24 protein-coding genes and 1 other RNA gene are annotated in these 21,438 nt (G+C 64.8%); 11 read left to right on the top strand and 14 right to left on the bottom strand.

The genetic code is table 11. The features are described 5' to 3' along the window. Nucleotides 1-3: 3 nt before the first annotated feature. The 4 genes from ACFO0J_RS00125 to ACFO0J_RS00110 all read right to left on the bottom strand — a co-directional run bounded on the left by ACFO0J_RS00125 (nucleotide 4) and on the right by ACFO0J_RS00110 (nucleotide 3,335). On the bottom strand, nucleotides 4-435 hold the full coding sequence (locus ACFO0J_RS00125; protein WP_376811032.1) for an ExbD/TolR family protein: 432 nt from the start codon (nucleotides 433-435) through the stop codon (nucleotides 4-6). Nucleotide 436: 1 nt separating this feature from the next. Further along, nucleotides 437-1,111 carry a protein TolQ gene (tolQ, locus tag ACFO0J_RS00120; RefSeq protein WP_376811031.1) on the bottom strand — a complete coding sequence of 225 codons (675 nt, stop codon included), beginning with the start codon at nucleotides 1,109-1,111 and terminating at the stop codon, nucleotides 437-439. Nucleotides 1,112-1,113: 2 nt separating this feature from the next. Next, entirely contained in the window at nucleotides 1,114-1,539 is a 426-nt protein-coding gene (gene ybgC, locus ACFO0J_RS00115; RefSeq protein WP_376811030.1) for a tol-pal system-associated acyl-CoA thioesterase, read from the bottom strand. Nucleotides 1,540-1,601: 62 nt separating this feature from the next. Continuing rightward, nucleotides 1,602-3,335: a proline--tRNA ligase gene (locus ACFO0J_RS00110; RefSeq protein ID WP_376811029.1), complete on the bottom strand. Its 1,734-nt coding sequence runs from the start codon at nucleotides 3,333-3,335 to the stop codon at nucleotides 1,602-1,604. A gap of 67 nt (nucleotides 3,336-3,402) precedes the next feature. Between ACFO0J_RS00110 and ACFO0J_RS00105 the strand changes: the two genes are divergently transcribed. From ACFO0J_RS00105 to ACFO0J_RS00085, 5 genes are all read left to right on the top strand, one after another. After that, nucleotides 3,403-3,996: an RNA pyrophosphohydrolase gene (locus ACFO0J_RS00105; protein WP_376811028.1), complete on the top strand. Its 594-nt coding sequence runs from the start codon at nucleotides 3,403-3,405 to the stop codon at nucleotides 3,994-3,996. A 51-nt stretch (nucleotides 3,997-4,047) separates the two neighbouring features. Then, a complete protein-coding gene (locus ACFO0J_RS00100) occupies nucleotides 4,048-4,452 on the top strand; it encodes a hypothetical protein (protein ID WP_376811027.1) in 405 nt (134 codons plus the stop codon). A 33-nt stretch (nucleotides 4,453-4,485) separates the two neighbouring features. Further along, nucleotides 4,486-4,788 carry a cell division protein ZapA gene (locus tag ACFO0J_RS00095; RefSeq protein ID WP_376811026.1) on the top strand — a complete coding sequence of 101 codons (303 nt, stop codon included), beginning with the start codon at nucleotides 4,486-4,488 and terminating at the stop codon, nucleotides 4,786-4,788. A gap of 38 nt (nucleotides 4,789-4,826) precedes the next feature. Then, a non-coding RNA gene (gene ssrS, locus ACFO0J_RS00090) (6S RNA) lies at nucleotides 4,827-5,007 on the top strand. 66 nt (nucleotides 5,008-5,073) lie between these two features. After that, a complete protein-coding gene (locus ACFO0J_RS00085; RefSeq protein WP_376811025.1) occupies nucleotides 5,074-5,784 on the top strand; it encodes an SIMPL domain-containing protein in 711 nt (236 codons plus the stop codon). On the opposite strand, the gene lgt is transcribed toward ACFO0J_RS00085, so the two are convergent. Then, on the bottom strand, nucleotides 5,741-6,541 hold the full coding sequence (lgt, locus tag ACFO0J_RS00080; RefSeq protein WP_376811024.1) for a prolipoprotein diacylglyceryl transferase: 801 nt from the start codon (nucleotides 6,539-6,541) through the stop codon (nucleotides 5,741-5,743). The genes ACFO0J_RS00085 and lgt overlap by 44 nt on opposite strands. A 70-nt stretch (nucleotides 6,542-6,611) precedes the next feature. On the opposite strand from lgt, the gene ACFO0J_RS00075 reads away from it, so the two are divergent. Together ACFO0J_RS00075 and msrA are read left to right on the top strand one after the other, a co-directional pair. After that, on the top strand, nucleotides 6,612-6,971 hold the full coding sequence (locus ACFO0J_RS00075; protein WP_376811023.1) for a c-type cytochrome: 360 nt from the start codon (nucleotides 6,612-6,614) through the stop codon (nucleotides 6,969-6,971). Nucleotides 6,972-7,018: 47 nt separating this feature from the next. Continuing rightward, the gene (msrA, locus tag ACFO0J_RS00070; RefSeq protein WP_376811022.1) at nucleotides 7,019-7,564 is read left to right on the top strand and encodes a peptide-methionine (S)-S-oxide reductase MsrA; all 546 of its coding nucleotides are present in this window, start codon (nucleotides 7,019-7,021) and stop codon (nucleotides 7,562-7,564) included. Here msrA and ACFO0J_RS00065 read toward each other — a convergent pair. Together ACFO0J_RS00065 and hppD are read right to left on the bottom strand one after the other, a co-directional pair. After that, entirely contained in the window at nucleotides 7,553-8,515 is a 963-nt protein-coding gene (locus tag ACFO0J_RS00065; RefSeq protein WP_376811021.1) for a nucleoside recognition domain-containing protein, read from the bottom strand. The two genes, msrA and ACFO0J_RS00065, sit on opposite strands and share 12 nt — an antisense overlap. 97 nt (nucleotides 8,516-8,612) lie before the next feature. Then, nucleotides 8,613-9,716: a 4-hydroxyphenylpyruvate dioxygenase gene (gene hppD / locus ACFO0J_RS00060; protein ID WP_376811020.1), complete on the bottom strand. Its 1,104-nt coding sequence runs from the start codon at nucleotides 9,714-9,716 to the stop codon at nucleotides 8,613-8,615. A gap of 130 nt (nucleotides 9,717-9,846) precedes the next feature. Between hppD and ACFO0J_RS00055 the strand changes: the two genes are divergently transcribed. Beyond that, a complete protein-coding gene (locus tag ACFO0J_RS00055) occupies nucleotides 9,847-10,323 on the top strand; it encodes an Lrp/AsnC family transcriptional regulator (RefSeq protein ID WP_376811420.1) in 477 nt (158 codons plus the stop codon). A gap of 154 nt (nucleotides 10,324-10,477) precedes the next feature. Further along, nucleotides 10,478-11,914: a catalase gene (locus ACFO0J_RS00050; RefSeq protein ID WP_376811019.1), complete on the top strand. Its 1,437-nt coding sequence runs from the start codon at nucleotides 10,478-10,480 to the stop codon at nucleotides 11,912-11,914. On the opposite strand, the gene ACFO0J_RS00045 is transcribed toward ACFO0J_RS00050, so the two are convergent. The 7 genes from ACFO0J_RS00045 to ACFO0J_RS00015 form a co-directional block, all read right to left on the bottom strand. Then, entirely contained in the window at nucleotides 11,911-13,230 is a 1,320-nt protein-coding gene (locus tag ACFO0J_RS00045; protein WP_376811018.1) for a D-serine ammonia-lyase, read from the bottom strand. The genes ACFO0J_RS00050 and ACFO0J_RS00045 overlap by 4 nt on opposite strands. Nucleotides 13,231-13,250: 20 nt before the next feature. Beyond that, nucleotides 13,251-14,732, bottom strand: coding sequence for an aldehyde dehydrogenase (locus ACFO0J_RS00040; RefSeq protein WP_376811017.1), 1,482 nt, complete (start codon nucleotides 14,730-14,732; stop codon nucleotides 13,251-13,253). Nucleotides 14,733-14,759: 27 nt separating this feature from the next. Next, nucleotides 14,760-15,632, bottom strand: coding sequence for a dihydrodipicolinate synthase family protein (locus tag ACFO0J_RS00035; RefSeq protein ID WP_376811016.1), 873 nt, complete (start codon nucleotides 15,630-15,632; stop codon nucleotides 14,760-14,762). 64 nt (nucleotides 15,633-15,696) lie between these two features. Then, a complete protein-coding gene (locus ACFO0J_RS00030) occupies nucleotides 15,697-16,674 on the bottom strand; it encodes a TRAP transporter substrate-binding protein (protein WP_376811015.1) in 978 nt (325 codons plus the stop codon). Nucleotides 16,675-16,715: 41 nt separating this feature from the next. Further along, nucleotides 16,716-17,984, bottom strand: coding sequence for a TRAP transporter large permease (locus ACFO0J_RS00025; protein WP_376811014.1), 1,269 nt, complete (start codon nucleotides 17,982-17,984; stop codon nucleotides 16,716-16,718). 44 nt (nucleotides 17,985-18,028) lie between these two features. Then, entirely contained in the window at nucleotides 18,029-18,535 is a 507-nt protein-coding gene (locus ACFO0J_RS00020; protein WP_376811013.1) for a TRAP transporter small permease, read from the bottom strand. Between the two features lie 234 nt (nucleotides 18,536-18,769). Continuing rightward, nucleotides 18,770-19,399: a GntR family transcriptional regulator gene (locus tag ACFO0J_RS00015; protein ID WP_376811012.1), complete on the bottom strand. Its 630-nt coding sequence runs from the start codon at nucleotides 19,397-19,399 to the stop codon at nucleotides 18,770-18,772. A 226-nt stretch (nucleotides 19,400-19,625) separates the two neighbouring features. On the opposite strand from ACFO0J_RS00015, the gene ACFO0J_RS00010 reads away from it, so the two are divergent. Together ACFO0J_RS00010 and ACFO0J_RS00005 are read left to right on the top strand one after the other, a co-directional pair. Next, on the top strand, nucleotides 19,626-19,949 hold the full coding sequence (locus ACFO0J_RS00010) for an ArsR/SmtB family transcription factor (RefSeq protein WP_376811011.1): 324 nt from the start codon (nucleotides 19,626-19,628) through the stop codon (nucleotides 19,947-19,949). Nucleotides 19,950-20,095: 146 nt separating this feature from the next. Beyond that, entirely contained in the window at nucleotides 20,096-21,241 is a 1,146-nt protein-coding gene (locus tag ACFO0J_RS00005; protein ID WP_376811010.1) for an MFS transporter, read from the top strand. Nucleotides 21,242-21,438: the final 197 nt, after the last annotated feature.

Raw genomic sequence — 21,438 nt, 5'->3', positions numbered from 1 at the left:
ATGTCAGCGCGTGGCCGGGGCGTTCTGGTTGACCAGCAAGCCCAGCTTGCCGATCCCGCCGTTGCGCAACTGGTCCATGACCTGCATGACGGATTCATAGGGCACCTTGCCATCGGCGGAGATCACCACCGGGGTGTCCGCCGTGGCGACGGCCCGGACCTCGGCCAGCAGATTGGCCTTGTCGACGGGACGGAACGAAGCGCCGCCTTCGCGCACCCGCAGGGCGATCGCGCCTTGTTCGTCGATCTGGACTTCGATGGGCTGCACGGGCACGTCAGAGGCCGTGCCGACCGAAGGCAGTTCGATCTGGCCCGGGGTGATCATGGGCGCGGTGACCATGAAGATCACCAGCAGGACCAGCATGACGTCGATGTAGGGGACGACGTTGATGTCGTTCTTCATGCGGCGTGAGCGACGGCTGCTGAATGCACTCATCTCAATGCACCTGGCGCTGGAGAATGTTCAGGAACTCGTCGACGAAGCTCTCGAAGCGGATCGACAGCCGGTCGATTTGATTGGTGTAGCGGTTGTACGCCAGCACGGCCGGAATGGCGGCGAACAGGCCGATGGCGGTGGCGATCAGGGCCTCGGCAATCCCCGGGGCCACGGCGGCCAGGGTGGCCTGCTGCATGGTCGACAGGCCCATGAAGGCGTGCATGATCCCCCAGACCGTGCCCAGCAGCCCGATGTAGGGGCTGACCGAGCCGGTGGAGGCCAGGAAGTTCAGGTGTGATTCCAGGCTGTCCATCTCGCGCTGGAAGGCGGCCTTCATGGCGCGCCGGGGCGCGTCCAGCAGGGTGTCGCCCCGGCTGGAGGAACGGCGCGCCTTGACGAACTCGGTCATGCCGGCGTCGAAGATGCGCGCCAGGGCGCCGTGTTCGTTGCGGCGGCTGGCAATCGCCTGTTGCAGGACGGTCAGATCGCCGCCCGCCCAGAAATCGTCTTCGAAACGCCGGGTCTGCTCGTCGGCGCGCCGCAGGGCCGCCCGCTTGCTGAAGATGTAGGTCCAGGACAGGACCGAGGCGCCGAGCAGAATCAGCATCACGATCTGCACGGGCAGGCTGGCGTTGCCGATGAGGGACAGCAACGACAAATCGCTAGAGGCTTGCATGGTTAATGAAGGGCCTTTTCCAGTAGATCCCTGACGGAGGGGGAGAGACGAATGGGTTTGAAACTGAGGGCGTGTACCGTGCAGATATCAATGTCCGCGCTGGCGAGCAAGGTGTCACCGCGCAGCGCCTGCTGGCTGAACCGGATCGTCGAAGCGCCCAGCCCGGTCACGGCGGTTCGGACGAGGATGCAGTCGTCCAGGCGGGCTGGTTGCCGGTAGGCAATGTCCGCATGCTTGACCACAAACATCATCTGTTCCTGTGTTGCGAGAGTGTGTTGATCCATTCCGAGCGCGCGCAGCCATTCGGTGCGACCGCGTTCGAAGAATTTGAGGTAGTTCGCGTAGTACACGACCCCACCGGTGTCGGTGTCTTCGTAATATACGCGAATGGACAGTTCGCCGGGGGGATTGGTTCGATCGGGATACATTTTTTGGTGAGGCCTTGTGACACGGGCGCCGGGACGGCAGCGCCCGTGGACGGGGCCGGCGCTTACAGGGATTCCAGCCGTTCCAGGATGTACGCCAGGGCGTCGGCCTGGGCGATGCGCTGCGCCTGGTCGTCGCGGCGCGCCTGGATTTCGACGATGCCTTCCTTCAGGCCGCGGTCGCCCAGCGTCACGCGCAGCGGCGCGCCGATCAGTTCCCAGTCGGCGAACATGATGCCCGGCCGGGTGTCGCGGTCGTCCAGGATCACGTCCACGCCTTGCGCTTGCAGCGCCAGGTACAGCGATTCGGCGGCCTCGCGCACGGCGTCGCTCTTGCCGATGCCGATGGGGCACAGCACGACCTCGAACGGTGCGATGGCGCGCGGCCAGATCATGCCCCGGTCATCATGGTTCTGTTCGATGGCGGCGGCCGAGATGCGGCTGACGCCGATCCCGTAGCAGCCCATCTGCAGCACGGCCGGCTTGCCGTCCGTTTCCAGGAAGGTCGCGTTCAGGGCGCGCGAATACTTGTCTCCCAGGAAGAACACGTGGCCGACCTCGATGCCGCGCTGGATCGCCAGGGTGCCGCCGCGCGGATCGGGATCGCCCGCCACCACGTTGCGCAGGTCGGCGACCAGGTCCGGCTCGGGCAGGTCGCGGCCCCAGTTCACGCCGCTCAGGTGGTAGCCGGCCTCGTTGGCGCCGCAGACGAAGTCGCCCATGTGGGCGACCGTGCGGTCGGCGATGACGGTGATGGCCTTGGGGGGCAGGCCGACAGGGCCCAGGTAGCCCGGGGCGCAGTGGAAGACCGAGTCGATCTCGGCCTCGGTGGCCAGGCGGTAGCCGTCGCCGAAGCCCGGCAGCTTGCCGACCTTGATCTCGTTGGTTTCATGGTCGCCGCGGATCAGCAGCAGCCACAGGCGGGCGGGGCCTTCGGCGGGGTCGGTGGCCAGCACCACGGCCTTGACCGTGCGCGACAGCGGCAGGCCCAGTTGTTCGGCCACGATCTCGCATTTGGGGGCGTCGGGCGTGGCGCGTTTTTCCAGGGCTTCGCGCGCCGGCTCGCGTTCGGCCAGCAGGCAGGGCGCGTCCGCCAGTTCGATGTTGGCGGCGTATTCGGAATCCGGGTTGTAGACGATCAGGTCCTCGCCCGTGTCGGCGATCACCTGGAACTCGTGGCTGCGCGAGCCGCCGATCGAGCCGGTGTCGGCCGCCACGGCGCGGAACGTCAGGCCCAGGCGCGTGAAGATGCGCTGGTAGGCGGCGTACATGGCGTCGTAGCTGGCCTGGGCGGCGGTCTCGTCGCGGTCGAAGGAATAGGCGTCCTTCATGGTGAATTCGCGCCCGCGCATCAGGCCGAAGCGCGGCCGGCGCTCGTCGCGGAACTTCGTCTGGATATGGTAGAAGTTCACCGGCAACTGGCGCCAGCTATGGATTTCGTTGCGGGCGATGTCGGTGATGACTTCCTCGGACGTCGGCTGCACCACGAAGTCGCGCTGGTGGCGGTCCTTGATGCGCAGCAGCTCTGGGCCGTACTGTTCCCAGCGGCCCGATTCCTGCCACAGCTCGGCCGGCTGGATCACCGGCATCAGCAGTTCGATGGCGCCTGCGCGGTTCATTTCCTCGCGCACGATGGCCTCGATCTTGCGCAGCACCTTCAGGCCCATCGGCATGTAGGTGTAGACGCCTCCGGCGATCTTGCGGATCATGCCCGCCCGCGTCATCAACTGGTGGCTGACGACTTCCGCTTCGGCGGGGGCTTCCTTCAGGGTGTTCAAGTGGTACTGGCTGGCGCGCATGGTAGGGATTCCGGTTGGTACGTATAATCGACGGTAATTGTATTGAATTCACAACCGAGGTGGCCCCATGTTGGATCGCGAAGGCTACCGTCCGAATGTCGGCATCATTCTCGTGAACCAGAAAAATGAGGTTTTCTGGGGTAAGCGCATCCGGGAACACGCATGGCAGTTCCCTCAAGGAGGCATCAAGCACGGCGAAACCCCCGTGCAGGCGATGTACCGCGAACTCCACGAGGAAACCGGCCTGCTCGCCGAACATGTACGCATTCTGGGACGGACCCGGGACTGGTTGCGTTATACCGTGCCGGATCATTACGTGCGCCGCGAATTGCGCGGCCACTACAAGGGCCAGAAGCAGATCTGGTTTCTGCTTCGCATGGTGGGTCGCGACAGCGACGTCAGCCTGCGCGCCACCGACACGCCGGAGTTCGACGCCTGGCGCTGGAACGCCTATTGGGTGCCGCTGGAGGCCGTCATCGAATTCAAGCGCGAGGTCTATTCCCTGGCGCTCAACGAACTGTCGGGCCTGCTGTTTCGCCGGGGGCGTGAAAACCGCTATCTGCGTCACCGGGGCCCCCGGGGCGCCGGGCCGCACGAACGCGCCGCCGATCAGGCGGCGGATGCGCCGGCCCCCAAAAACCCACGGCCTGAACAGGTATGATTCAATCCCTTTCGTGGCGCACCGCGCCGGCACCCCAAAAGGTTTGACCGCATGCTCCAAGACCTCGACGCCTTGTCCCAGCGGATCCGCCAAGTCGCTCAGCTTGCGCGGGAACTGCAATCCGAACGCACCGCCTTGCAGGCCAAGGTCCGGCAACTCGAGCAAGAATGCCAGGCCCTGAAAGACCAGCAACTGCGAGAAGGCCAGGAATTCGCCCGCATGTCCGAACGGCTGGCGCGCCACGACCAGGAACTCCAGTCCGCACGCGAAGAATCCGGCCAGCATCGGGCGGCCCTGGAGTCCGAGGCGCGCGACCATCAGATCCGTTCCGATTCCCTGCAGCGCCGCCTGATCCAGGTCGAATCCGAACGTGACCGCCTGCGCGAGGCCGCCACCGGCGCCCAGCAGCAGATCGAACTCATCCTCGAGCGCCTGCCCGGCGCGCAAGCCCAGTAGGGCCTGCCCACACTGACCAAGGAGCCGCGAAGCATGGAACGCGTCGACGTCGCTATCCTCGGCCGCGATTATTCGCTGGCCTGCCCCCCCGAAGAAAAAGCCGCCTTGCTGTCCGCTGTGCGCCTGGTCGATCAGCGCATGCTGGCCATCAAGGGCGTCGGCAAGATCGCCAGCAACGAGCGCATCGCCGTGATGGCGGCCATCCAGATCGCCAACGAGCTGCTCAGCATGCGCGCGCCCGACGGTCCCCTCGGAAATATTGCCTTGGGCGATTTCAAGGGTAAAATCGAATCCATGAACAGCATGCTCGATGAAGTCCTGGGCAGCGCCGTTTAAAGTTTACTTTCCGGATGCGCCAGGTCATCCGGTCGTTTAAGTCCCTGCCGTGTTCGTGACCTGGCCATACATTCCTTGAACCAATGCTATTTGGCATAGGTTGCCGGATTGACAGATAGGAGCGCTGCCTTCATTGGACGGCCCGAAACCTGACTGATGGCGACCACCGTGAACCCTCGGTTCCGGGATGCCGGCCTAGACGGCACAGGCGGGGCATTACCAGAAAGCTCGTCGTGACATCGCGACGGGCTTTCGTCTTTCCAGGGATGTCATATGTGTCGAAGCGTGCTGAATCGCAAGAATTTTCTGTTTGGTCTGTCACTGGCTCTGGCGACGGCGGCCTTGCCTGTGGTGGCCCACGAAGCCAAAGAACCCGCTGAGCCCCGGGCCTCGCTGTCGGCCGAGGCCTCGGCCGAGGTCGGTCAGGACACGGTCGAAATCACACTGTCGGCCGAACTGTCCGGGACGTCGCAGACCCAGGTCGCCGAGACCTTGAATCAGCGTCTGGACTCGGTCATGAAGCAGGCCAAGGGGCACGAAGGCATCGAGGCCCGCAGCGGTTCCTACCGGATCTGGCCGACGACCGATCGTGACGGCAAGATCGCCGAATGGCGGGGCCAGGCCGAAATCGTGCTGGAATCGCGTGATTTTCCCGCCGTCTCGAAGCTCGCGGCCGGCCTGGGCGACCGCATGCCGATTTCCGGCATGGCATTCTCGGTCTCGCGGGAACGGCGCGCGGCCGAAGAACAAAAGCTGCTGGGCCAGGCCGTCGAGGCGTTCAAGACCCGCGCCCAGGCGCTGACCCAGGCGCTGGGCTTCGCCGACTATCGCTTCCGCACCGTCGATCTGGGCGGGCAGGGCGCCATGCCGTATGCGCCTGCTCCCCGCATGATGATGAGCGCCATGGCCGCCGACAAGACCGCTGCACCCGTCGAGGGCGGGCGCGAGCGGATCAGCGTGTCGGTGCAGGGGACGATCGTTTTGCTGCCCAAATGAATAACGCCAGCCCGGCCAGGATCATGGGCAGCGACAAAAGCTGACCCATGGACAGCCCGCCCGCCAGCAGCCCCAGGAAATTGTCCGGTTCACGGGTGAATTCCACCAGGAACCGGAACAACCCGTAGCCCATCAGAAAGACGGCCCCCACCTGACCCGTCGGGTGGGGCTTGCGGGCGAACCACCACACCAGGGCGAACAGGGCAAAACCCTCCAGCCCCATCTCGTACAACTGCGAGGGGTGGCGCGGCGTACCGTCGCCCGCCCCCGGAAAGACCATGCCCCAGGGCAGGTCCGTGGGGCGGCCCCACAGCTCCCCATTGATGAAATTGCCCAGCCGCCCGGCCGCCAGGCCCAGGGGGATCAGGGGGGCGATGAAATCCCCGATCGCCAGCAGCGGCTGGCCGCGCTTGCGGGCGAAGTACAGCATCGCCAGAATCACGCCGATCAGACCGCCGTGAAAGGACATGCCGCCCTGCCAGACCTCAAAGATCGACAGCGGGTGGGCCAGGTAGTCGTCGAACTTGTAGAACAGCACGTAGCCTAGGCGCCCGCCCAGCACCACGCCCAGCACGCCGTAGAAAATGATGTCCTCCAGGTCGCGCAGCGTCAGCCCTTCCGGGACGGGATGGTGCTGGATGCGCCAGCGGCCCAGCAGCCAGGCCAGGCCGAAACCAGCCAGGTACATGAGTCCGTACCAATGGATCGCGATGGGACCGATCTGCAGGGCGATGGGGTCGATGTGGGGGAAGGGCATGGGCGCGGCCGAGAGGGAAAACAATCATGGATAATACCGTGATCGGGGCGGGATGAAGGAACGGACCGGAATGCGCGGTAAAGCAATCAGAATCATGCGGGCGGCTGTGTTGACGCTGGGCGCAGTGGGTGCGGCAAGCGCCCAGACGACCGGCGGCGCGGCAGTCGATGGCTTGGCGCTGGCCAGTCAGCGCCAGTGCCTGGGCTGCCATCAGGTCGACGCCCGTCGGGTGGGACCGCCGTTTCGCGCCATCGCCGAACGGTTCCAGGGCCGGCCGGAAGCCGCCGATCATCTGGCCCGCATGATGCGCGAGGGCAGCCGTGGCCAGTGGGGCGCGATCCCCATGCCGGCCCAGACCCGCCTGTCCGACATCGACGCCAGGCGCCTGGCGCTGTGGATCCTGTCGCTGAAGGACGCTGCGGCGGATTGATGACTGCGTCTGCCGGACAGCGGATTGCACGAGACGAGGAGCATCACATGGAACACCCAGAGAATTCCGCATCCGAGACTGCGATCTTCGGCGGCGGCTGTTTTTGGTGCCTGGAACCCGTGTTCCGCGCACTGGACGGCGTGCTGGACGTGCAGCCCGGCTATTGCGGGGGGCGCGTTGACCATCCCACTTACGAACAGGTCTGCCGCCAGGACACAGGCCACGTCGAGGTCGTGCAGGTGTCTTTCGATCCGGCCCGTGTCGGCTATCGCACCCTGCTGGAAGTCTTTTTCGGCACGCATGACCCGACCACGCGGGATCGCCAGGGGCATGACGTCGGCCCGCAGTACGCCTCGGTCATCTTCTACGAGACCGAGGCCCGGCGCGTCCTGGCCGAGACCGTGCGCGACGAGGCCCAGGCGGCCTTTGACGATCCGATCGTCACCCGCATCGAAGCCGCCGGTCCGTTCTGGGTCGCCGAAGCGGTGCACGCCGAATACTATCGGCGCAATCCGGAACAAGGCTATTGCCAGTTCGTCATCGCGCCCAAGATGGCGAAGTTCCGCCGGCGCTACGCGCACTTATTGCGCTGATCTTGCCAGTCTGCGGCCCCAGGCGGTGTCCGGCCGCGTCAGCGCCGCCAGCCCCGCCAGCACCCCCAGCGTCACCAGGCCGCGCAGCACCAGAATCACCCAGATATCGGCGCCCAGCGCCAGGATCAGCAGCGTGTCCTCGATCAAGGCGTGGCACAGCGACAGCCAGGACAGGGCCAGCAGCCGCGTGCGCGGGCTGTAGTTTTCGCGCTCGGCCGCGTCGATGATCAGCGCGCCGCCGTAGGCCAGGCCCAGCAGCACGCCCACCGTGGTCAGGGGCGCGGCGCGTTCCTCCAGGCCGGACAGGCGCAGCACGGGCGTCAGCAGCCGGGTCACGAGCCGTGTGATGCCCAGGCGTTCCAGCACGTCCAGCAGCACCACCAGCCCGATGATGACGCCCAGGACCAGCGCCAGCGATTGCAGGGTGGACAGGACCCAGGGCCAGAAATCCGGCGGCCCCTGGGTCAGTCCCGCATCCTGGCGCATCCAGCCCAGGGAAACCGGATCCTGCAGCACGTCCAGCGCCCGGCAGATCCAACTGACGGCCGCACCGTAGACCAGCGCGACGAGGATGCGCAGCGCCCCCGTGATCAGTGCGCTGGCGCCGGCGCGGCGTACCACGGACTGTTCAGTGGGGATGTTGTGGGCGAACAGCATCATCGATCCCAGCGCGCTGACCTGGGCCACCGTCATCTGCATGCTGTCGGACAGCGCGGCCATCGAGGCCATGCCGCCGTAGATGTTGGTCAACACGGTGGTGGCCCAGATGATGCCGGCCTCGGGCGGCAGCCCCAGCAACGCCATGGCGGGCGTCAGGGCCTCGCCGGCCAGGCGCACCAGGCCCAGGCGGTCGGCGATGTAGACGATCACCATCACCGGCAGCATGATGCGCGTGATCGTCAGGAACATGCGCGTGCTGCGCAGCCGGATGGTGTTCAGGTAATGGAGCATGGATGATTCCGGGAGGGGCGGCGCGTCGTCGGGCGGGCCGCATCCCGGCATTGTAGGGCGCTCCTGATGCCAGCGCGCGCCTGCTCGCGTCTGCTCCTTAACGCTGCAGCACGCCCCGTCGGATCTGGTCCAGTTCGATGGATTCGAACAGCGCCTTGAAATTGCCTTCGCCGAACCCTTCGTCGCCCTTGCGCTGGATGATCTCGAAGAAGATCGGCCCGATCTGGTTCGCGGTGAAGATCTGCAGCAGCAGGCCGCCGCCCGGAGCGCCGTCCAGCAGGATGCGGTTGCGGCGCAGGCGTTCCACATCCTCGCCATGGCCCGGCAGCCGACCGTCCAGCAACTCGTAATAAGTATCCGGGGTGCCCAGGAACTTCACCTGGCCGTTCAGTTGCTCTACCGTGCGATAGATGTCGCCTGTGGACAGCGCGATGTGCTGGATGCCTTCGCCCCGGTACTGGTCCAGGTATTCCTGGATCTGGCCGGGGGTCTCGCCGCCTTCTTCGTTGATGGGGATGCGGATCAGTCCGCAAGGCGAGGTCATGGCCTTCGATTTCACCCCGGTCAACTGGCCCTCGATGTCGAAGTAGCGGATTTCGCGGAAATTGAAGATGCGCTCGTAGAATTCGGCCCATTCCCCCATCCGGCCGCGGTGCACATTGTGGGTCAGGTGGTCGATGCCGATCAGGCCGGCGCCTGCGTGGCGCAGATCGTCCTGGGCCGTGGCGTGGTCCAGGGGTTCGAAGTCCACGTCATAGATGCTGATGTCGCCGATGCCGCCGTGGCCGTGCTTGCCGCGCCAGCGGTCCACCAGGTAGATGAGGGAATCGCCGATGCCCTTGATGGCGGGGATGTTCAGTTCCATCGGGCCGCTATGCGAATCGAAACCCCAGGCGCCGCGTTCCAGGGCCAGTTTGTAAGCGTGGGCCGCATCCTGCACGCGCAGGCCGATGGCGCAGATCGACGGGCCGTGCTGGCGCGCGAAACGCTGCGCGAAAGAGTCCGGTTCCGCGTTGATCAGAAAATTGATCGCGCCCTGGCGGTACAGCGTGACGGCCTTTTTGCGGTGCCGGGCGATGGCCCGGAAGCCCAGGGCCTCGAACACGCGGCCCAGCGCGGCGGGATCTTCCGCCGTGTATTCCACGAATTCAAAGCCCGCAGTGCCCAGGGGATTGTCCCAGGGGGTGAAGGATTCGGTCATGAGGGTCTCCGTCATTGGCATGCCGCTTCTAGTCTAGGGAAAACAGCGGGGGGAAAGATTGCAAACTTGCGGTACGATCCCCTACCGTGACGCAATCATTCATCTAATAATTCGTGGTTGAGACAATATGATGCCTATCGACGACCTGGACAGGACAGATCGCCTGATCCTGACGCATCTGCAGCGCGACGGCCGGATCAGCAATCAGGACCTGGCCCAGCGGGTGGCCCTGTCGCCCAGCCCCTGCCTGCGGCGCGTCAAGCGGCTGGAGGACCAGGGCTACATCCGCCGCTACGTCGCGCTGGCAGATCCGGAAAAGCTCGGCCTGGGGCTGCTGGCCTATGTCTTCGTCCGCCTGGACAAGTCGCATCGCGCCGAACACGGCGCCATGTCCGCTTTCGCCCGTGACGTCCAGAGCTGGGCGGAAGTCGTCCAGTGCTATGCCATGTCGGGCGACATGGATTACCTCTTGCGCGTCCAGGTCGAGGACCTGGCGGCCTTTTCCCGTTTCGCCATGGATACCCTGATGCGGCATCCGGCCGTCGTCGACATCCGCAGCAGCTTTGCGCTGCAATCCATCAAGGAAACGACCGAACTGCCGACCTAGCATAGTTGTTCGCTATTAAAGCGACAGTAATATTCAATTTTATTTATCCAGCAGACCTCGCTAGACTGTTTTCATGAGGGACCCGGTACGTGGGTTCCACGATTCCCCGAACTGGCGCCGCGCAGAAGGCGGCGCTACCGCACAGGAGAGGCTCATGAAGCAACTGACCACCGCCGCCGGCGCGCCCGTCGCCGACAACCAGAACATCCAGACCGCCGGCCCGCGCGGCCCGGCCCTGTTGCAGGACGTCTGGCTGCTCGAAAAGCTGGCCCACTTCGACCGCGAAGTGATCCCCGAGCGCCGCATGCATGCCAAGGGCGCAGGCGCCTACGGCACCTTCACCGTCACCCACGACATCACCCGCTACACGCGCGCCGCGCTGTTCTCACAGATCGGCAAGCAGACCCCGATGTTCGCCCGTTTTTCCACGGTCGCCGGTGAACGCGGTGCGGCCGACGCCGAGCGCGACATCCGCGGCATCGCCATGAAGTTCTACACCGAGCAGGGCAACTGGGACCTGGTGGGCAACAACACGCCGGTGTTTTTCTTCCGTGATCCGCTGAAATTCCCCGACCTGAACCACGCGGTCAAGCGTGACCCGGGCACCGGCATGCGCAGCGCCCAGAACAACTGGGAATTCTGGACCGGCCTGCCCGAGGCCCTGCACCAGATCACCATTGTCATGAGCGATCGCGGCATTCCGTCCGACTTCCGCCACATGCATCTGTTCGGCAGCCACACCTTCAGCTTCATCAATGCCGGCAACGAACGTTTCTGGGTGAAATTCCACTTCAAGTCGCAGCAGGGCATCCGCAACCTGACCGACGCGCAGGCCGCCGACCTGATCGGCCGCGACCGCGAAAGTTCCCAACGTGACCTGTATGACAACATCGCCAAGGGCGACTTCCCGCGCTGGACGCTGTTCATCCAGGTCATGCCCGAAAAAGAAGCCGGCAGCTATCACCTGAACCCCTTCGACCTGACCAAGGTCTGGCCGCATGGCGACTACCCCATGATCGAGGTCGGCGTGCTGGAATTGAACCGCAACCCGGAAAACTTCTTCGCCGAAGTCGAACAAGCCGCCTTCACCCCGGCCAACGTCGTGCCGGGCATCGGTTTTTCGCCGGACCGCATGCTGCAGGCCCGCCTGTTCTCTTATGGCGACGCCCAGCGCTACCGCCTGGGGGTCAATCACCATCAGATCCCGGTCAACGCCCCGCGCTGTCCCTTCCATAGTTATCACCGCGACGGCGCCATGCGGGTGGACGGCAACCACGGCGGCCTGACGGGTAACGAACCCAACCGCGCGGGCGAATGGGCCGAGCAGCCCGACTACCGCGAGCCGCCGCTCAGCCTGGAAGGCGCGGCCGACCATTGGAACCACCGCGAGGACACCGACTACTTCTCGCAGCCGGGCGCGCTGTTCCGCCTGATGAGTCCCGAGCAGCAACAGGCCCTGTTCGACAATACCGCCCGCGCCATCGCCGGTGTGACGCCCGACGTGCAGGCCCGCCATATCGAGCACTGCACCCAGGCCGACCCTGCTTATGGGGCGGGGGTGGCGGCGGCCATCAAGGCGCTGCAGGGTTAGTGCGCGCCGCGCGCCCGAAACTGGGCGCGCATGTCTTCCGGCACCAGTGCGCCGCCGGTGCTCCAGATCACGTGGGTGGCGCCGCCGATGACTGGGGTCAGGTCGTGCCGTTGCTGGTAGCGGCGCCCGCGCGGCGAACCGAGCAGCCAGCGAGGCCCCCGCAGGCCGGCGGCGGCCGAGGGCTCGATGGAGATGCCTTCGGCCTGCTCCAGGGTCAGCGCATCGCGGAACAGCGTGGCGTCGTCCACGGTGAAGACGCCGGCCAGCAGCCGGGACATGAGGGGAGCGACCAGGGGCGATGCCAGGCCGACGGCCAGGCCATCGGCCTCGGTCTGGTTGTCCAGGCCGATGTCGTGCACCGACACCGGGGTCCGGGTGTCCGCAGCCAGTTGTACCAGCATGCAAGGCGAAGCGGCGGGTTCGGCGAAGAAACAATGCACGTGCGGGCCGAGCAGGCGCTTCAGGCCGTAAGCGATGCCGCCGGGGGCCCCTCCCACGCCGCAGGGCAGGTAGACGAACAGGGGATGGGCGGCGTCCACGGGACGTCGGGCGGCCTGGAGTTGGTCCAGCAGTTCCCGCGCTGCAGCGGCATAGCCCAGGAAAAGCGCCTCGGAACGCTCGTCGTCGACGAAATGGGTCAAGGGGTCGTCCAGGGCCGCTGCGCGTCCCGAGGCGACGGCGGCGGCATAGTCGCCGGCATGTTCGATGACGGTGATGCCGCAGTTTCGAAGGCGGTCTTTTTTCCAGGCCTTGGCATCCGAGGACATGTGGACGGCCGCGTGGAATCCCAGGCCGGCGCCGATCAGGCCGATGGCCAGGCCCAGGTTGCCGGTGCTGCCGACCGACAGGGTATGCCGGCCGAGGTACTGGCGGACCGAGGGCTCGGCCAGCCGCGCACGGTCGGCGTCCGCATTCAGCAGTCCGGCCTCCAGCGTGAGGCGTTCAGCCAGGCACAGGGTTTCGTGGAACCCCCCGCGCGCCTTGACCGAACCGGCCACGGGCAGAATGTCGTCCCGCTTGAGGAACCAGGCGCCTTCCGAGCCGGCGCCCGGTTCACCCACTGATGAGAGTCTTTGCTGCAGACGGGGAATGGGCGACAGCGGCGAGGATAGCCGGCCGCCGGCCGCCTCCAGCTCGGGGAACAAGCGGGCCAGCAGGCCGGCGCAACGCTCGAAGCGGGCATGCGCCGCCGAAGGGTCGTAGGGCAGGTCCCGGCCGTCATCCGTCGGATCGTGCGTCGGAGACAGCCAGAGCAGCGCCTGTTTTTCGAGCAGGCGCTGTAGCGTTTCGGGGCCTAGAGCATCTTTCGGATCCATCGCCGTTTCCTCGAGCGCGCTCAGACGTTCATGTACCAGATGACCTTGGTCTGGGTGTACTGGTCGAACGCCTCCATGCCTTTGTCGCGGCCGCCGAAGCCCGAGAGCTTGTAGCCGCCGAAGGGCGCCGTGATGTCGCCTTCGGAGAAACCATTGACTGACACCGTGCCGGCCTTGATGCGGCGAGACACACGCTGCGCCCGGCCCACGTCCCGGGTGTAGAGCGAAGCAGCGAGTCCATACTGGGTGTCATTGGCCAGCGCCACGGCCTCGTCCTCGGTCTCGAAGGTGGTGACTGCCAGGACCGGGCCGAAGACCTCTTCCTGAAACAGGCGCATTGAGGGCGTTACGCCGTCGAAGATCGTCGGTTCGACGTACCAGCCGCTGCCCAGTTCGGCATGAATGCGCCCGCCGTGCGCCAGGCGTGCGCCTGCGGCCGGCGCTTCTTCGAGGAAGGCTCGCACTTTTTGGAAATGAGGCTCTTCGACCATGGGGCCGATACGCGTGGCCGGATCGGTGGGCAGGCCGACTTTCCAATCGGCCAGGCCCTGCTTGAGGCGCTCAATGACGGCGTCCTTGATGGTGGCCTGCACGATCAGACGCGATCCGCAACTGCAGTTTTCGCTCATGTTCCAATAGGCCGCCGACAGCATCTGGCCAACCGCCGCATCCAGGTCGGCATCCTCGAACACGACTTGCGGGCTCTTGCCGCCGCATTCCAGGACGATTTCCTTCAGATTGCTCTCGGCGGAGTACTTCAGGAACAGGCGGCCGACCTCGGTGGATCCGGTGAAGGACACCATGTCTACGTCGGGATGGCGGCCCAGGGGTTCGCCGGTGTCCTCGCCCGTGCCGGTGACCAGCGTCAACGCGCCGGCGGGCACGCCGGCCTGGTGGGCGAGCTGGGTCAGGCGGTAGGCGCTGAGCGAGGTCAGCTCGGCCGGCTTGACGATCACCGAGTTGCCGGCCGCCAGGGCCGGAGCGACCTTCCAGGCGAACATCAGGGCCGGGAAATTCCAGGGCAGCACCGCGCCGACGACGCCGATGGGCTCCTTGACGATCAGGCCCAGGGCGTCGCCTCCGGTGGGCGAGATGCGGCCAAAGCATTTGTCGACGGCCTCGGCGTACCAGGCGAAGGTATCCAGCGTCGCGGGCATGTCGGTGTTCAGGCATTCCGTGATGGGCTTGCCTGCGTCCACGCAATCCAGCGCGGCGATTTCCTCTGCGTGCTCACGGATCAGCGACACCCAGTCGAGCAGCACTTGTTTGCGCGCGGCGGGAGCCAGGCCCGACCATTCACCCGACTCGAAACTCGCGCGGGCGGCGGCGACGGCAGCATCCACGTCGGCTGCCGTGCCGGCGACGAGGGCGCCGATCGTGGTGTTGTCGATGGGGCTGACGACAGGCATGCGGGCGGCCGAGGCCTGGAATCCCGGGATCACCGGGCCGGCATACAGCGTGCCGGCCCGGGCCTGGCCGTAGACTCGTTCGATGGCGGACATGGAGGCTCCTTTTTGATGTGCGCCGGGTCAGCGCAGAGGTTGCAGGGCGACGTCCAGCTCGCGCAGATCGGCGTCGGACAGAGGCTGAACCGGCTGACGGCAGGCGCCCACCTTGTTCACCAGAAGATTTGTTGCGGCCTTGACCGCCGGGTTGTACGGGTGGTTCCAGAAGAACAGGTTGGCGGGCAGCATGCGCTTCCAGAGTTCGGCGGCCTTGGTGGCCTGGCCGGCCTGGACCAGGTTGTAAAGTTCGACGGCCTGGCGCGGCATGGCGTTGACGGCGCCCCAGAAGCAGCCCTGAGCACCGGCCACCAGGGCGTGGAAGGCGAACGGATCGGCGCCGTTGAAGACCGGCAGGCCGGCGGCGATCAACTCCTGCAGGCGCACGAAGTTGCCGCTGGTGTCCTTGATGTACTTGACGTTGTCGATCTGTTGCAGCCGCTTGAAGAAGTCCGGCGTAATGTCGAAACCCGAGTGCACGGGGATGTTGTAGGCCATGATCGGCGTCTTGACCGCCTGGGCGATGCGTTCGTAGTGGCTGTAGACGCCATCGGGGGTGGGGCCTTCGAAGTAGGGCGGCAGCACCAGCAGGGCGTCGGCGCCCAGGTCAGCGGCGTGGCGCGAGGCCTCGATGGCGTCCTCGGTGCGGATGGCCGAGGACTGGACGATGAGCTTGGTGCGCCCGTCGATGTGGCGTGCTGCGACCTCGGCGATCCGGCGCTTTTCCTCGGTGGACAGGAACGGAAATTCACCCGTGCCGCCACACACGGCGATGATGTGCACACCGGCTTCGATCAGGGTGTCCAGATGGGTCTTGAGGCGGTCGTAATCCACCGACGAACCATCATCGCTCATGGGGGTGCAGGCGGCGGCGCAGATGCCTTTCAATTCTTGGGACATGACAATCTCCTGGCCCGGGGAGCGCCCGGGCTATCTGTTGGGGTTGATGAGAGAGGGGGAGTGACTAGTCGATGGCGGCCCGTGCGGCCTTCACGTTGGCTTCGCCATCGGGAATGTCAGCCAGCAGGGACGGATACAGGGTGGCGGTCTTCTCGCGGAATTCGGTGATGTCCGGCGTGACGATCTCGACGCCCATGCCCTTGATCTGCTCCAGGCTCTTGGCGTAGCCGTCGGTGTAGTACTGGATGCCGTACTTGACTGCTTCGTCAGCGGCCTCGCGCATGATCTTCTGGTGCTCCGGCGAGAGCTTGTCCATGCGCGCTTTGCTCATCAGCAGGACGGCGGGCATGTAGTGGATCTTGACCAGGTTGTAGTATTTGCTGACTTCAGCGAACTTGTCCTGGATCATGGTGTCCGGCGATGCTTCGCCGGCGTCGATCACGCCGGTCTGCAGCGCCAGGTAGACCTCGGAATACGCCATGGGGGTGGGTTGTGCGCCCAGCGCCTCATAGGCTTTCACGTAGCCCGGCGACTGAATGACGCGGATCTTCATGGCCTTCATGTCGTCGGGATGCGCGACCTTGCGCACGCCGTAGATATTGCGTTCCAGCGACGAGATCCAGCCCAGGCCGACCAGGCCGTGTTTGTCCAGGTACCCCAGCATATGCTTGCCGAAGTCGCTCTGCATGGCGTGGTTGGCTTTCTGCAGATCGGGGAACAGGTACGGCAGCGAGAAGACGCCGAATTCCTTGACGGTGTTTTCGACGGGGGGTTCGCCCGTCACGACCAGAGGGACTGCACCGGTGCGCGCCGATTGGATCAGCTTGACCTCGCCGCCCAGTTGGCCGCTGGGAAAGACGTTGATTTTCAGGGTGCCATTGGATTTTGCTGCGGCGACCTCCGCAAGTTTCTGGGCCACGATGTGGTAGTGGCTGTCGGTGGCCAGCACGTGGCCCAGGTTCAGCTCTACGACGTCGGCTGCTTGGGCGGCGCCCAGAGGCAACGCGGCGGCGAGGCAGGCCGAAAGCAGGATTTTTTTCATGGTGTGTCTCCGTTGATGGTGTGGGGGGAGGGAGCGGGAGGCTAGAGGAATGCCATGGAAAACCAGGGGATGTAGCTGATCAGCAGGACGTCGAGGATCAGCACGGCCAGGAAGATGCCCAGGGGGCGCAGCAGTTTTTCGATCGGCAGGTTGGCGATCTGGCAGGCGATGAACAGGTTCACGCCGACCGGCGGGGTCACCATGCCGATGCAGATGTTGACGATCATGATCATGCCGAAGTGGATCGGGTCGATGCCGAACTGGACGGCGATCGGCGCGAGGATGGGCACCAGGATGATGATGAGGGCGAAGGCTTCCATGAACATGCCGGCCACGAACAGCAGCAGGTTGGCCAGCAGCAGGAAGCCGATGGGGCCGCCGGCGATCTCGACGATGAAGCGGCCGAAGGTCTGCGGCACCTGATTCAGAGTCAGCATGTAGGCGAACAGGGCGGCGCAGCCCACGATCAGCATGATCACGCCGGTCATGACGGCCGAATCGATGAAGGTCTTGATCAGGTCGCGCAGGGTCAGCTCGCGGTAGATCAGACCGCCCACCAGCAGGCCGTAGAGCACGGCGACGACCGAGGCTTCGGTGGCGGTGAAAATCCCTGAATAGATGCCGCCCAGAATGATGACCGGCATCAGCAGTGCGAGGATCGATCCTTTGAGCGCGGTGTAGACATTGCTCAGCCAGACGCCGGGGCTGACCCGGGTGACGTTGTCGAAACCGCGGAGCGAGGCCACCAGCACGATGGTCAGCATCAGCGAGCAGCCCACCAGCAGACCGGGCAGGATGCCCGCGATGAACATGCTGCCGATCGACACGTTGGCCACCAGGCCGTAGACGATCATGGTCAGCGAGGGCGGAATGATGGCGCCCAGTTCGCCGCCGACGGCCACGCAGGCCGCGGCGAAGTTCTTGGGATAGCCTTTCTTTTCCATGGCGGGAATCATGCTCGACCCGATCGCGGCCGTGGTGGCCGAGGACGAGCCCGACATGGTGGCGAAGAACATGCAGGTCAGGATCGAGGAGGCGCCCAGGCCGCCTCGCAACCAGCCCACGATCGAGTTGGCCAGATGAATCAGGCGCCGCGAGATGCCGCCGGTCTGCATCAGGTTGCCCGCCAGGATGTAGAACGGGACAGCCATCAGCGTGAATGAGTCGAGCGATTCGAAGATGGTCTGGGGGGCGCTGAGCAGGTCCAGGCCGAATTGCAGCATGGCCAAGCCGGCGGCGATGCCCAGGCAGGCGAAGACGGGCACGCCGATCGCCAGACAGAACAGCAAGGTGCCGAACATGAGGAGCATGGTGGTGTGTCTCGGTGTTGTTGTGCTTGTGGGGAGGGGGGGGCTCAGGCGGCCAGGGCTTCCTGCGTTTCGCCGTTCTGGCACATCAGTACCAGGGTGTTCACGGCGGCCAGCGCGCAACCGACGGGCATCGCCAGGTAGAGCCAGAACTTGGACAGCGTAAGAGCAGGGGAGATTTCATCGGCCCCGAACAAGGTCCATTGCCAGCCGTACCAGGTCATGGCGGCGAAGATGCACGCCAGCAGAGCCAGGGCCGTGCGCCGCAACAGGCGCGAGGGTGTCGTCGGCAGGGCTTCGATGAGCGCGGTGACGGCGATCAACAGCCCGTGGCGCGCGGCGATGGCGCCGCCCAGGAAGATCACCCAGACCATCAGATAGCGTGCGGCCTCTTCCGTCCAGGGCAGGCCCGCGGGCATCCCCAGTTTGGGCAGGATGAAGCGCACGGCGACTTGTAGCGAGATCAGCACGACCATGCACAGCAGGCCGACGCCGAGCAGGATGCGGGTGAAAAAGTTGATCCGGTCGATCAGAAACATCAAGAATTTGTTCATAGGATCCTGCCGAAAGTATCCTGTATCCAAAATGAAAGGCCATGGTAATGGCCGGGCATGGGCGTGTCAACGCGATTGGGATCGGGAGAAACCCTGGTGCGGGTAGAGCGGATTCCGGGAATCGCGCTCGCCGTGGGCGTGCGCGGGGAGGGCCGCGTGGACCCTGGGCTCAGAAGCAGGAGGCGTGCGCGTGCGCCGGGCTTTCATCCCGGACGCGCATCGTGACTGTAAGGGTCAGTCGCCGTGACGGGCGGAAAGGATGCCGATCAACTGGGCTTTGGTGCGTCGGATGTGGGTGGCGAGCAGTTCCAGCGCCTCGACGGTCTTGCCCTGGCTGCACAGCTCCAGCATGGCTTTGTGTTCGACTGCGCCATCGATCATGGCTTCGGTCATCGAGATCTGCAGGCGCAGATAGCGGTCGACCTGCAGGCTGATGCGGCTGATCAGCGACAGCGAGATCGACCGTCCGGAGGGCTCGTACAAACTCATGTGGAATTTGCCGTTGAGCGAGCCCCACTGCGCGATGTCGCGTGTCGCGTAGGCCGCGTCCAGTTCGTCGAGTATCCGCTGGGATTTGTCGATCGACGCCGGGGTCATGTTCGGAATGGCGCGTTCGAGCAGATCCAGCTCCAGCACCGTGCGCAGGTCGAAGATTTCATCGATTTCGGCCACTGAAAGCTCGGAGACCGTGGCCCCCCGGTTGGCCTGCATGATGACCAGGCCCTCTGAATCCAGTTGCCGCAGGGCCTCTCGTACCGGCATCCGCGACACCCCGTACTCCTGGGCGAGCTGTTCTTGACGCAAAAGGGTGCCGCCGCTGAATTCACCGCTGAGCAGGCGTTTACGCAGGTCGTCCACCAGCATGGAAGCCAGATTCTGACGTTTCAGAGGTTTGCGTTGACTGGATGCCTGTTCCACGCCAGAGGACCTTTCAGATGAGAGCAAGAAGGAGGCATTGTAGACCAGTCAACTGGATACAATAGCCAGAAAATGCTGAGAGGCTTGAATGGTCACGGGATCGGGGCGTGACACCCTGTCTTTCAGGGGATTGCCTCGGGGGCGTCCATCAAACAATTTGACGATTTGCGATATGTCATTTAATATTCCCGGCATGGATCTGGACTTGGCACTCAAAGCGCTGGACAACACCCACCGGCGCACCGTCCTTTCGGCGATGCGGGACCCGCGCAGGCATTTCAAGCCGATCGGCGGGACCGACCCGCTGATCGATGGGGTGTGTGTGACGCAGGTGTCCGAACTGCTGGGCGTCAACCAGTCCACGGCCTCGACCTATATGTCGATGCTGCGCGCCGCCGGTCTGGTCACGGCGTCCCGGGTCGGGAAATACACCCGTTATCAACGCGACGAACAGGCGGTGGCTGCGGTGGCCGCCGCCATCATCCGGGACCTTTGACCTCGTGCGTCCGGCCCCGGACGGCTTCATCGCCGTCGGAAGAGGGGCTTTCGGCCGTTTTTTTTATCTTAACGTATTGATAAATCCAAAATTGTAGATGTGAAATCATGAATGTCTCTCCCCGATATCAGATTCTTCTGCTCGCCATGACGACCTTCGTCGCCGGGGCCAATGAATACATTCTTGCCGGCATCCTGGATCTGGTGTCGCCGGGTCTGGGCGTCCCGGTCGAGCTGACCGGGCAGTTGATCACCTTGTACGCCTTCGTCTATGGTCTGTGCGTGCCGATCGTCATCGCGCTGACCAGCCATATCGGCCGGCGCAAGATCATGGTCGCCGCGATGGTGATCTATGGGTTGGCCAACCTGATGACGGTCTGGGTAGATGACTTCTGGACGTTTCTGCCGATCCGCGTCATCCAGGCCCTGTCGGGCGGAACGGCCGGAGTCACCGTCTTGTCGACAGCCGTCTCGATTGCGGGGCCGCAGCGCCAGGGGCGGGCCATCGCCACAGTCATCATGGGGTTCACCGCGTCCTTGATCGTGGCCGTCCCGATCGGTCGGGAGATCGCCTTGCGTTTTGGCTGGCATGCCATCTTTCCCCTGATCGGCGTACTGAGCCTGGCCGCGGCGCTCAGCCAGCGGCTCGCGCTGCCCGTCCTCAGTCCCGCGGCCTCCATTCCCCTGCGGGCGCAATTGGCCCTGCTTCGACGCCTGCCGGTGCTGGGCGGCGTGATGGTGACCGTGCTGTGGATGGCGGGCTATGTCATGACCTACAGTTTCCTCACGCCTTATCTGATAGAGGTCCAGCACCTGCCCTCTGCGTGGGTCAGTCCGGTGCTGCTGGTCTTCGGCGTGGCCAGCCTGGCGGGTTCGCAGTTGGGCGGCGTCGGAACCGACAGGCTCGGGTTTTATGCCACGCTGGTCTCGTCCAAGCTCCTGCAAATGTGCTTTATGCTGGCCTTGCCGCTGGTCCTCTGGTTCTGGTCGCCCGGCTCGGTGTGGGCGGTGACTGCGGTCCTGGTGATGTGGTCGGTGACGGCCTGGGCGGCGGGGCCCGCCCAACAGGTCCGGGCCGCAGCCCTCGTGCCGGAGGCGCGGGGCGTCCTGGTCGGGCTCAATCAATCCGGCATGCAGATGGGGATTGCATTGGGCACCGCCCTGGGTGGGCTGGTGACACGGACCTTCGGCCTGGCGGACCTCCCTTGGATGTCCGCCGTCATGATCCTGGCTTCCCTGGTATTGATGGCTGTCTGCAAGCGCATGGGCAGCGTCGTACCGGCGCCTGCATAGAGGGCGCTCCCCCTTGAGTCCGCTTTTTTTGACGTTTTGATGACAGGATTTGCATCGTCTAAAAAAGCTGTGCTATAGTCTCGTTTCTTCGCCGCCAGGCACCCGGGTTAACCCCTAGATTGAACGGCTTTACCAGAATGGTTACCGCGTCGCTCCAGGGTCCAGGGCCAGGTAGAAGTTTCCCGGTGTGTGGGCTT

This window comes from Castellaniella hirudinis (genome assembly GCF_042651965.1).
Lineage (GTDB): Bacteria > Pseudomonadota > Gammaproteobacteria > Burkholderiales > Burkholderiaceae_B > Castellaniella > Castellaniella hirudinis.
This window is presented reverse-complemented; position numbering and strand designations above follow the sequence as displayed.

Bases quoted from the DNA above. Each gene is read 5' to 3' on its own strand.
- ACFO0J_RS00125 (WP_376811032.1), bottom strand. From the start codon at position 435: ATGAGTGCATTCAGCAGCCGTCGCTCACGCCGCATGAAGAACGACATC.
- tolQ (WP_376811031.1), bottom strand. From the start codon at position 1,111: ATGCAAGCCTCTAGCGATTTGTCGTTGCTGTCCCTCATCGGCAACGCC.
- ybgC (WP_376811030.1), bottom strand. From the start codon at position 1,539: ATGTATCCCGATCGAACCAATCCCCCCGGCGAACTGTCCATTCGCGTA.
- ACFO0J_RS00110 (WP_376811029.1), bottom strand. From the start codon at position 3,335: ATGCGCGCCAGCCAGTACCACTTGAACACCCTGAAGGAAGCCCCCGCC.
- ACFO0J_RS00105 (WP_376811028.1), top strand. From the start codon at position 3,403: ATGTTGGATCGCGAAGGCTACCGTCCGAATGTCGGCATCATTCTCGTG.
- ACFO0J_RS00100 (WP_376811027.1), top strand. From the start codon at position 4,048: ATGCTCCAAGACCTCGACGCCTTGTCCCAGCGGATCCGCCAAGTCGCT.
- ACFO0J_RS00095 (WP_376811026.1), top strand. From the start codon at position 4,486: ATGGAACGCGTCGACGTCGCTATCCTCGGCCGCGATTATTCGCTGGCC.
- lgt (WP_376811024.1), bottom strand. From the start codon at position 6,541: ATGCCCTTCCCCCACATCGACCCCATCGCCCTGCAGATCGGTCCCATC.
- ACFO0J_RS00075 (WP_376811023.1), top strand. From the start codon at position 6,612: ATGCGCGGTAAAGCAATCAGAATCATGCGGGCGGCTGTGTTGACGCTG.
- msrA (WP_376811022.1), top strand. From the start codon at position 7,019: ATGGAACACCCAGAGAATTCCGCATCCGAGACTGCGATCTTCGGCGGC.
- ACFO0J_RS00065 (WP_376811021.1), bottom strand. From the start codon at position 8,515: ATGCTCCATTACCTGAACACCATCCGGCTGCGCAGCACGCGCATGTTC.
- hppD (WP_376811020.1), bottom strand. From the start codon at position 9,716: ATGACCGAATCCTTCACCCCCTGGGACAATCCCCTGGGCACTGCGGGC.
- ACFO0J_RS00055 (WP_376811420.1), top strand. From the start codon at position 9,847: ATGCCTATCGACGACCTGGACAGGACAGATCGCCTGATCCTGACGCAT.
- ACFO0J_RS00050 (WP_376811019.1), top strand. From the start codon at position 10,478: ATGAAGCAACTGACCACCGCCGCCGGCGCGCCCGTCGCCGACAACCAG.
- ACFO0J_RS00045 (WP_376811018.1), bottom strand. From the start codon at position 13,230: ATGGATCCGAAAGATGCTCTAGGCCCCGAAACGCTACAGCGCCTGCTC.
- ACFO0J_RS00040 (WP_376811017.1), bottom strand. From the start codon at position 14,732: ATGTCCGCCATCGAACGAGTCTACGGCCAGGCCCGGGCCGGCACGCTG.
- ACFO0J_RS00035 (WP_376811016.1), bottom strand. From the start codon at position 15,632: ATGTCCCAAGAATTGAAAGGCATCTGCGCCGCCGCCTGCACCCCCATG.
- ACFO0J_RS00030 (WP_376811015.1), bottom strand. From the start codon at position 16,674: ATGAAAAAAATCCTGCTTTCGGCCTGCCTCGCCGCCGCGTTGCCTCTG.
- ACFO0J_RS00025 (WP_376811014.1), bottom strand. From the start codon at position 17,984: ATGCTCCTCATGTTCGGCACCTTGCTGTTCTGTCTGGCGATCGGCGTG.
- ACFO0J_RS00020 (WP_376811013.1), bottom strand. From the start codon at position 18,535: ATGAACAAATTCTTGATGTTTCTGATCGACCGGATCAACTTTTTCACC.
- ACFO0J_RS00015 (WP_376811012.1), bottom strand. From the start codon at position 19,399: ATGCTGGTGGACGACCTGCGTAAACGCCTGCTCAGCGGTGAATTCAGC.
- ACFO0J_RS00010 (WP_376811011.1), top strand. From the start codon at position 19,626: ATGTCATTTAATATTCCCGGCATGGATCTGGACTTGGCACTCAAAGCG.
- ACFO0J_RS00005 (WP_376811010.1), top strand. From the start codon at position 20,096: ATGACGACCTTCGTCGCCGGGGCCAATGAATACATTCTTGCCGGCATC.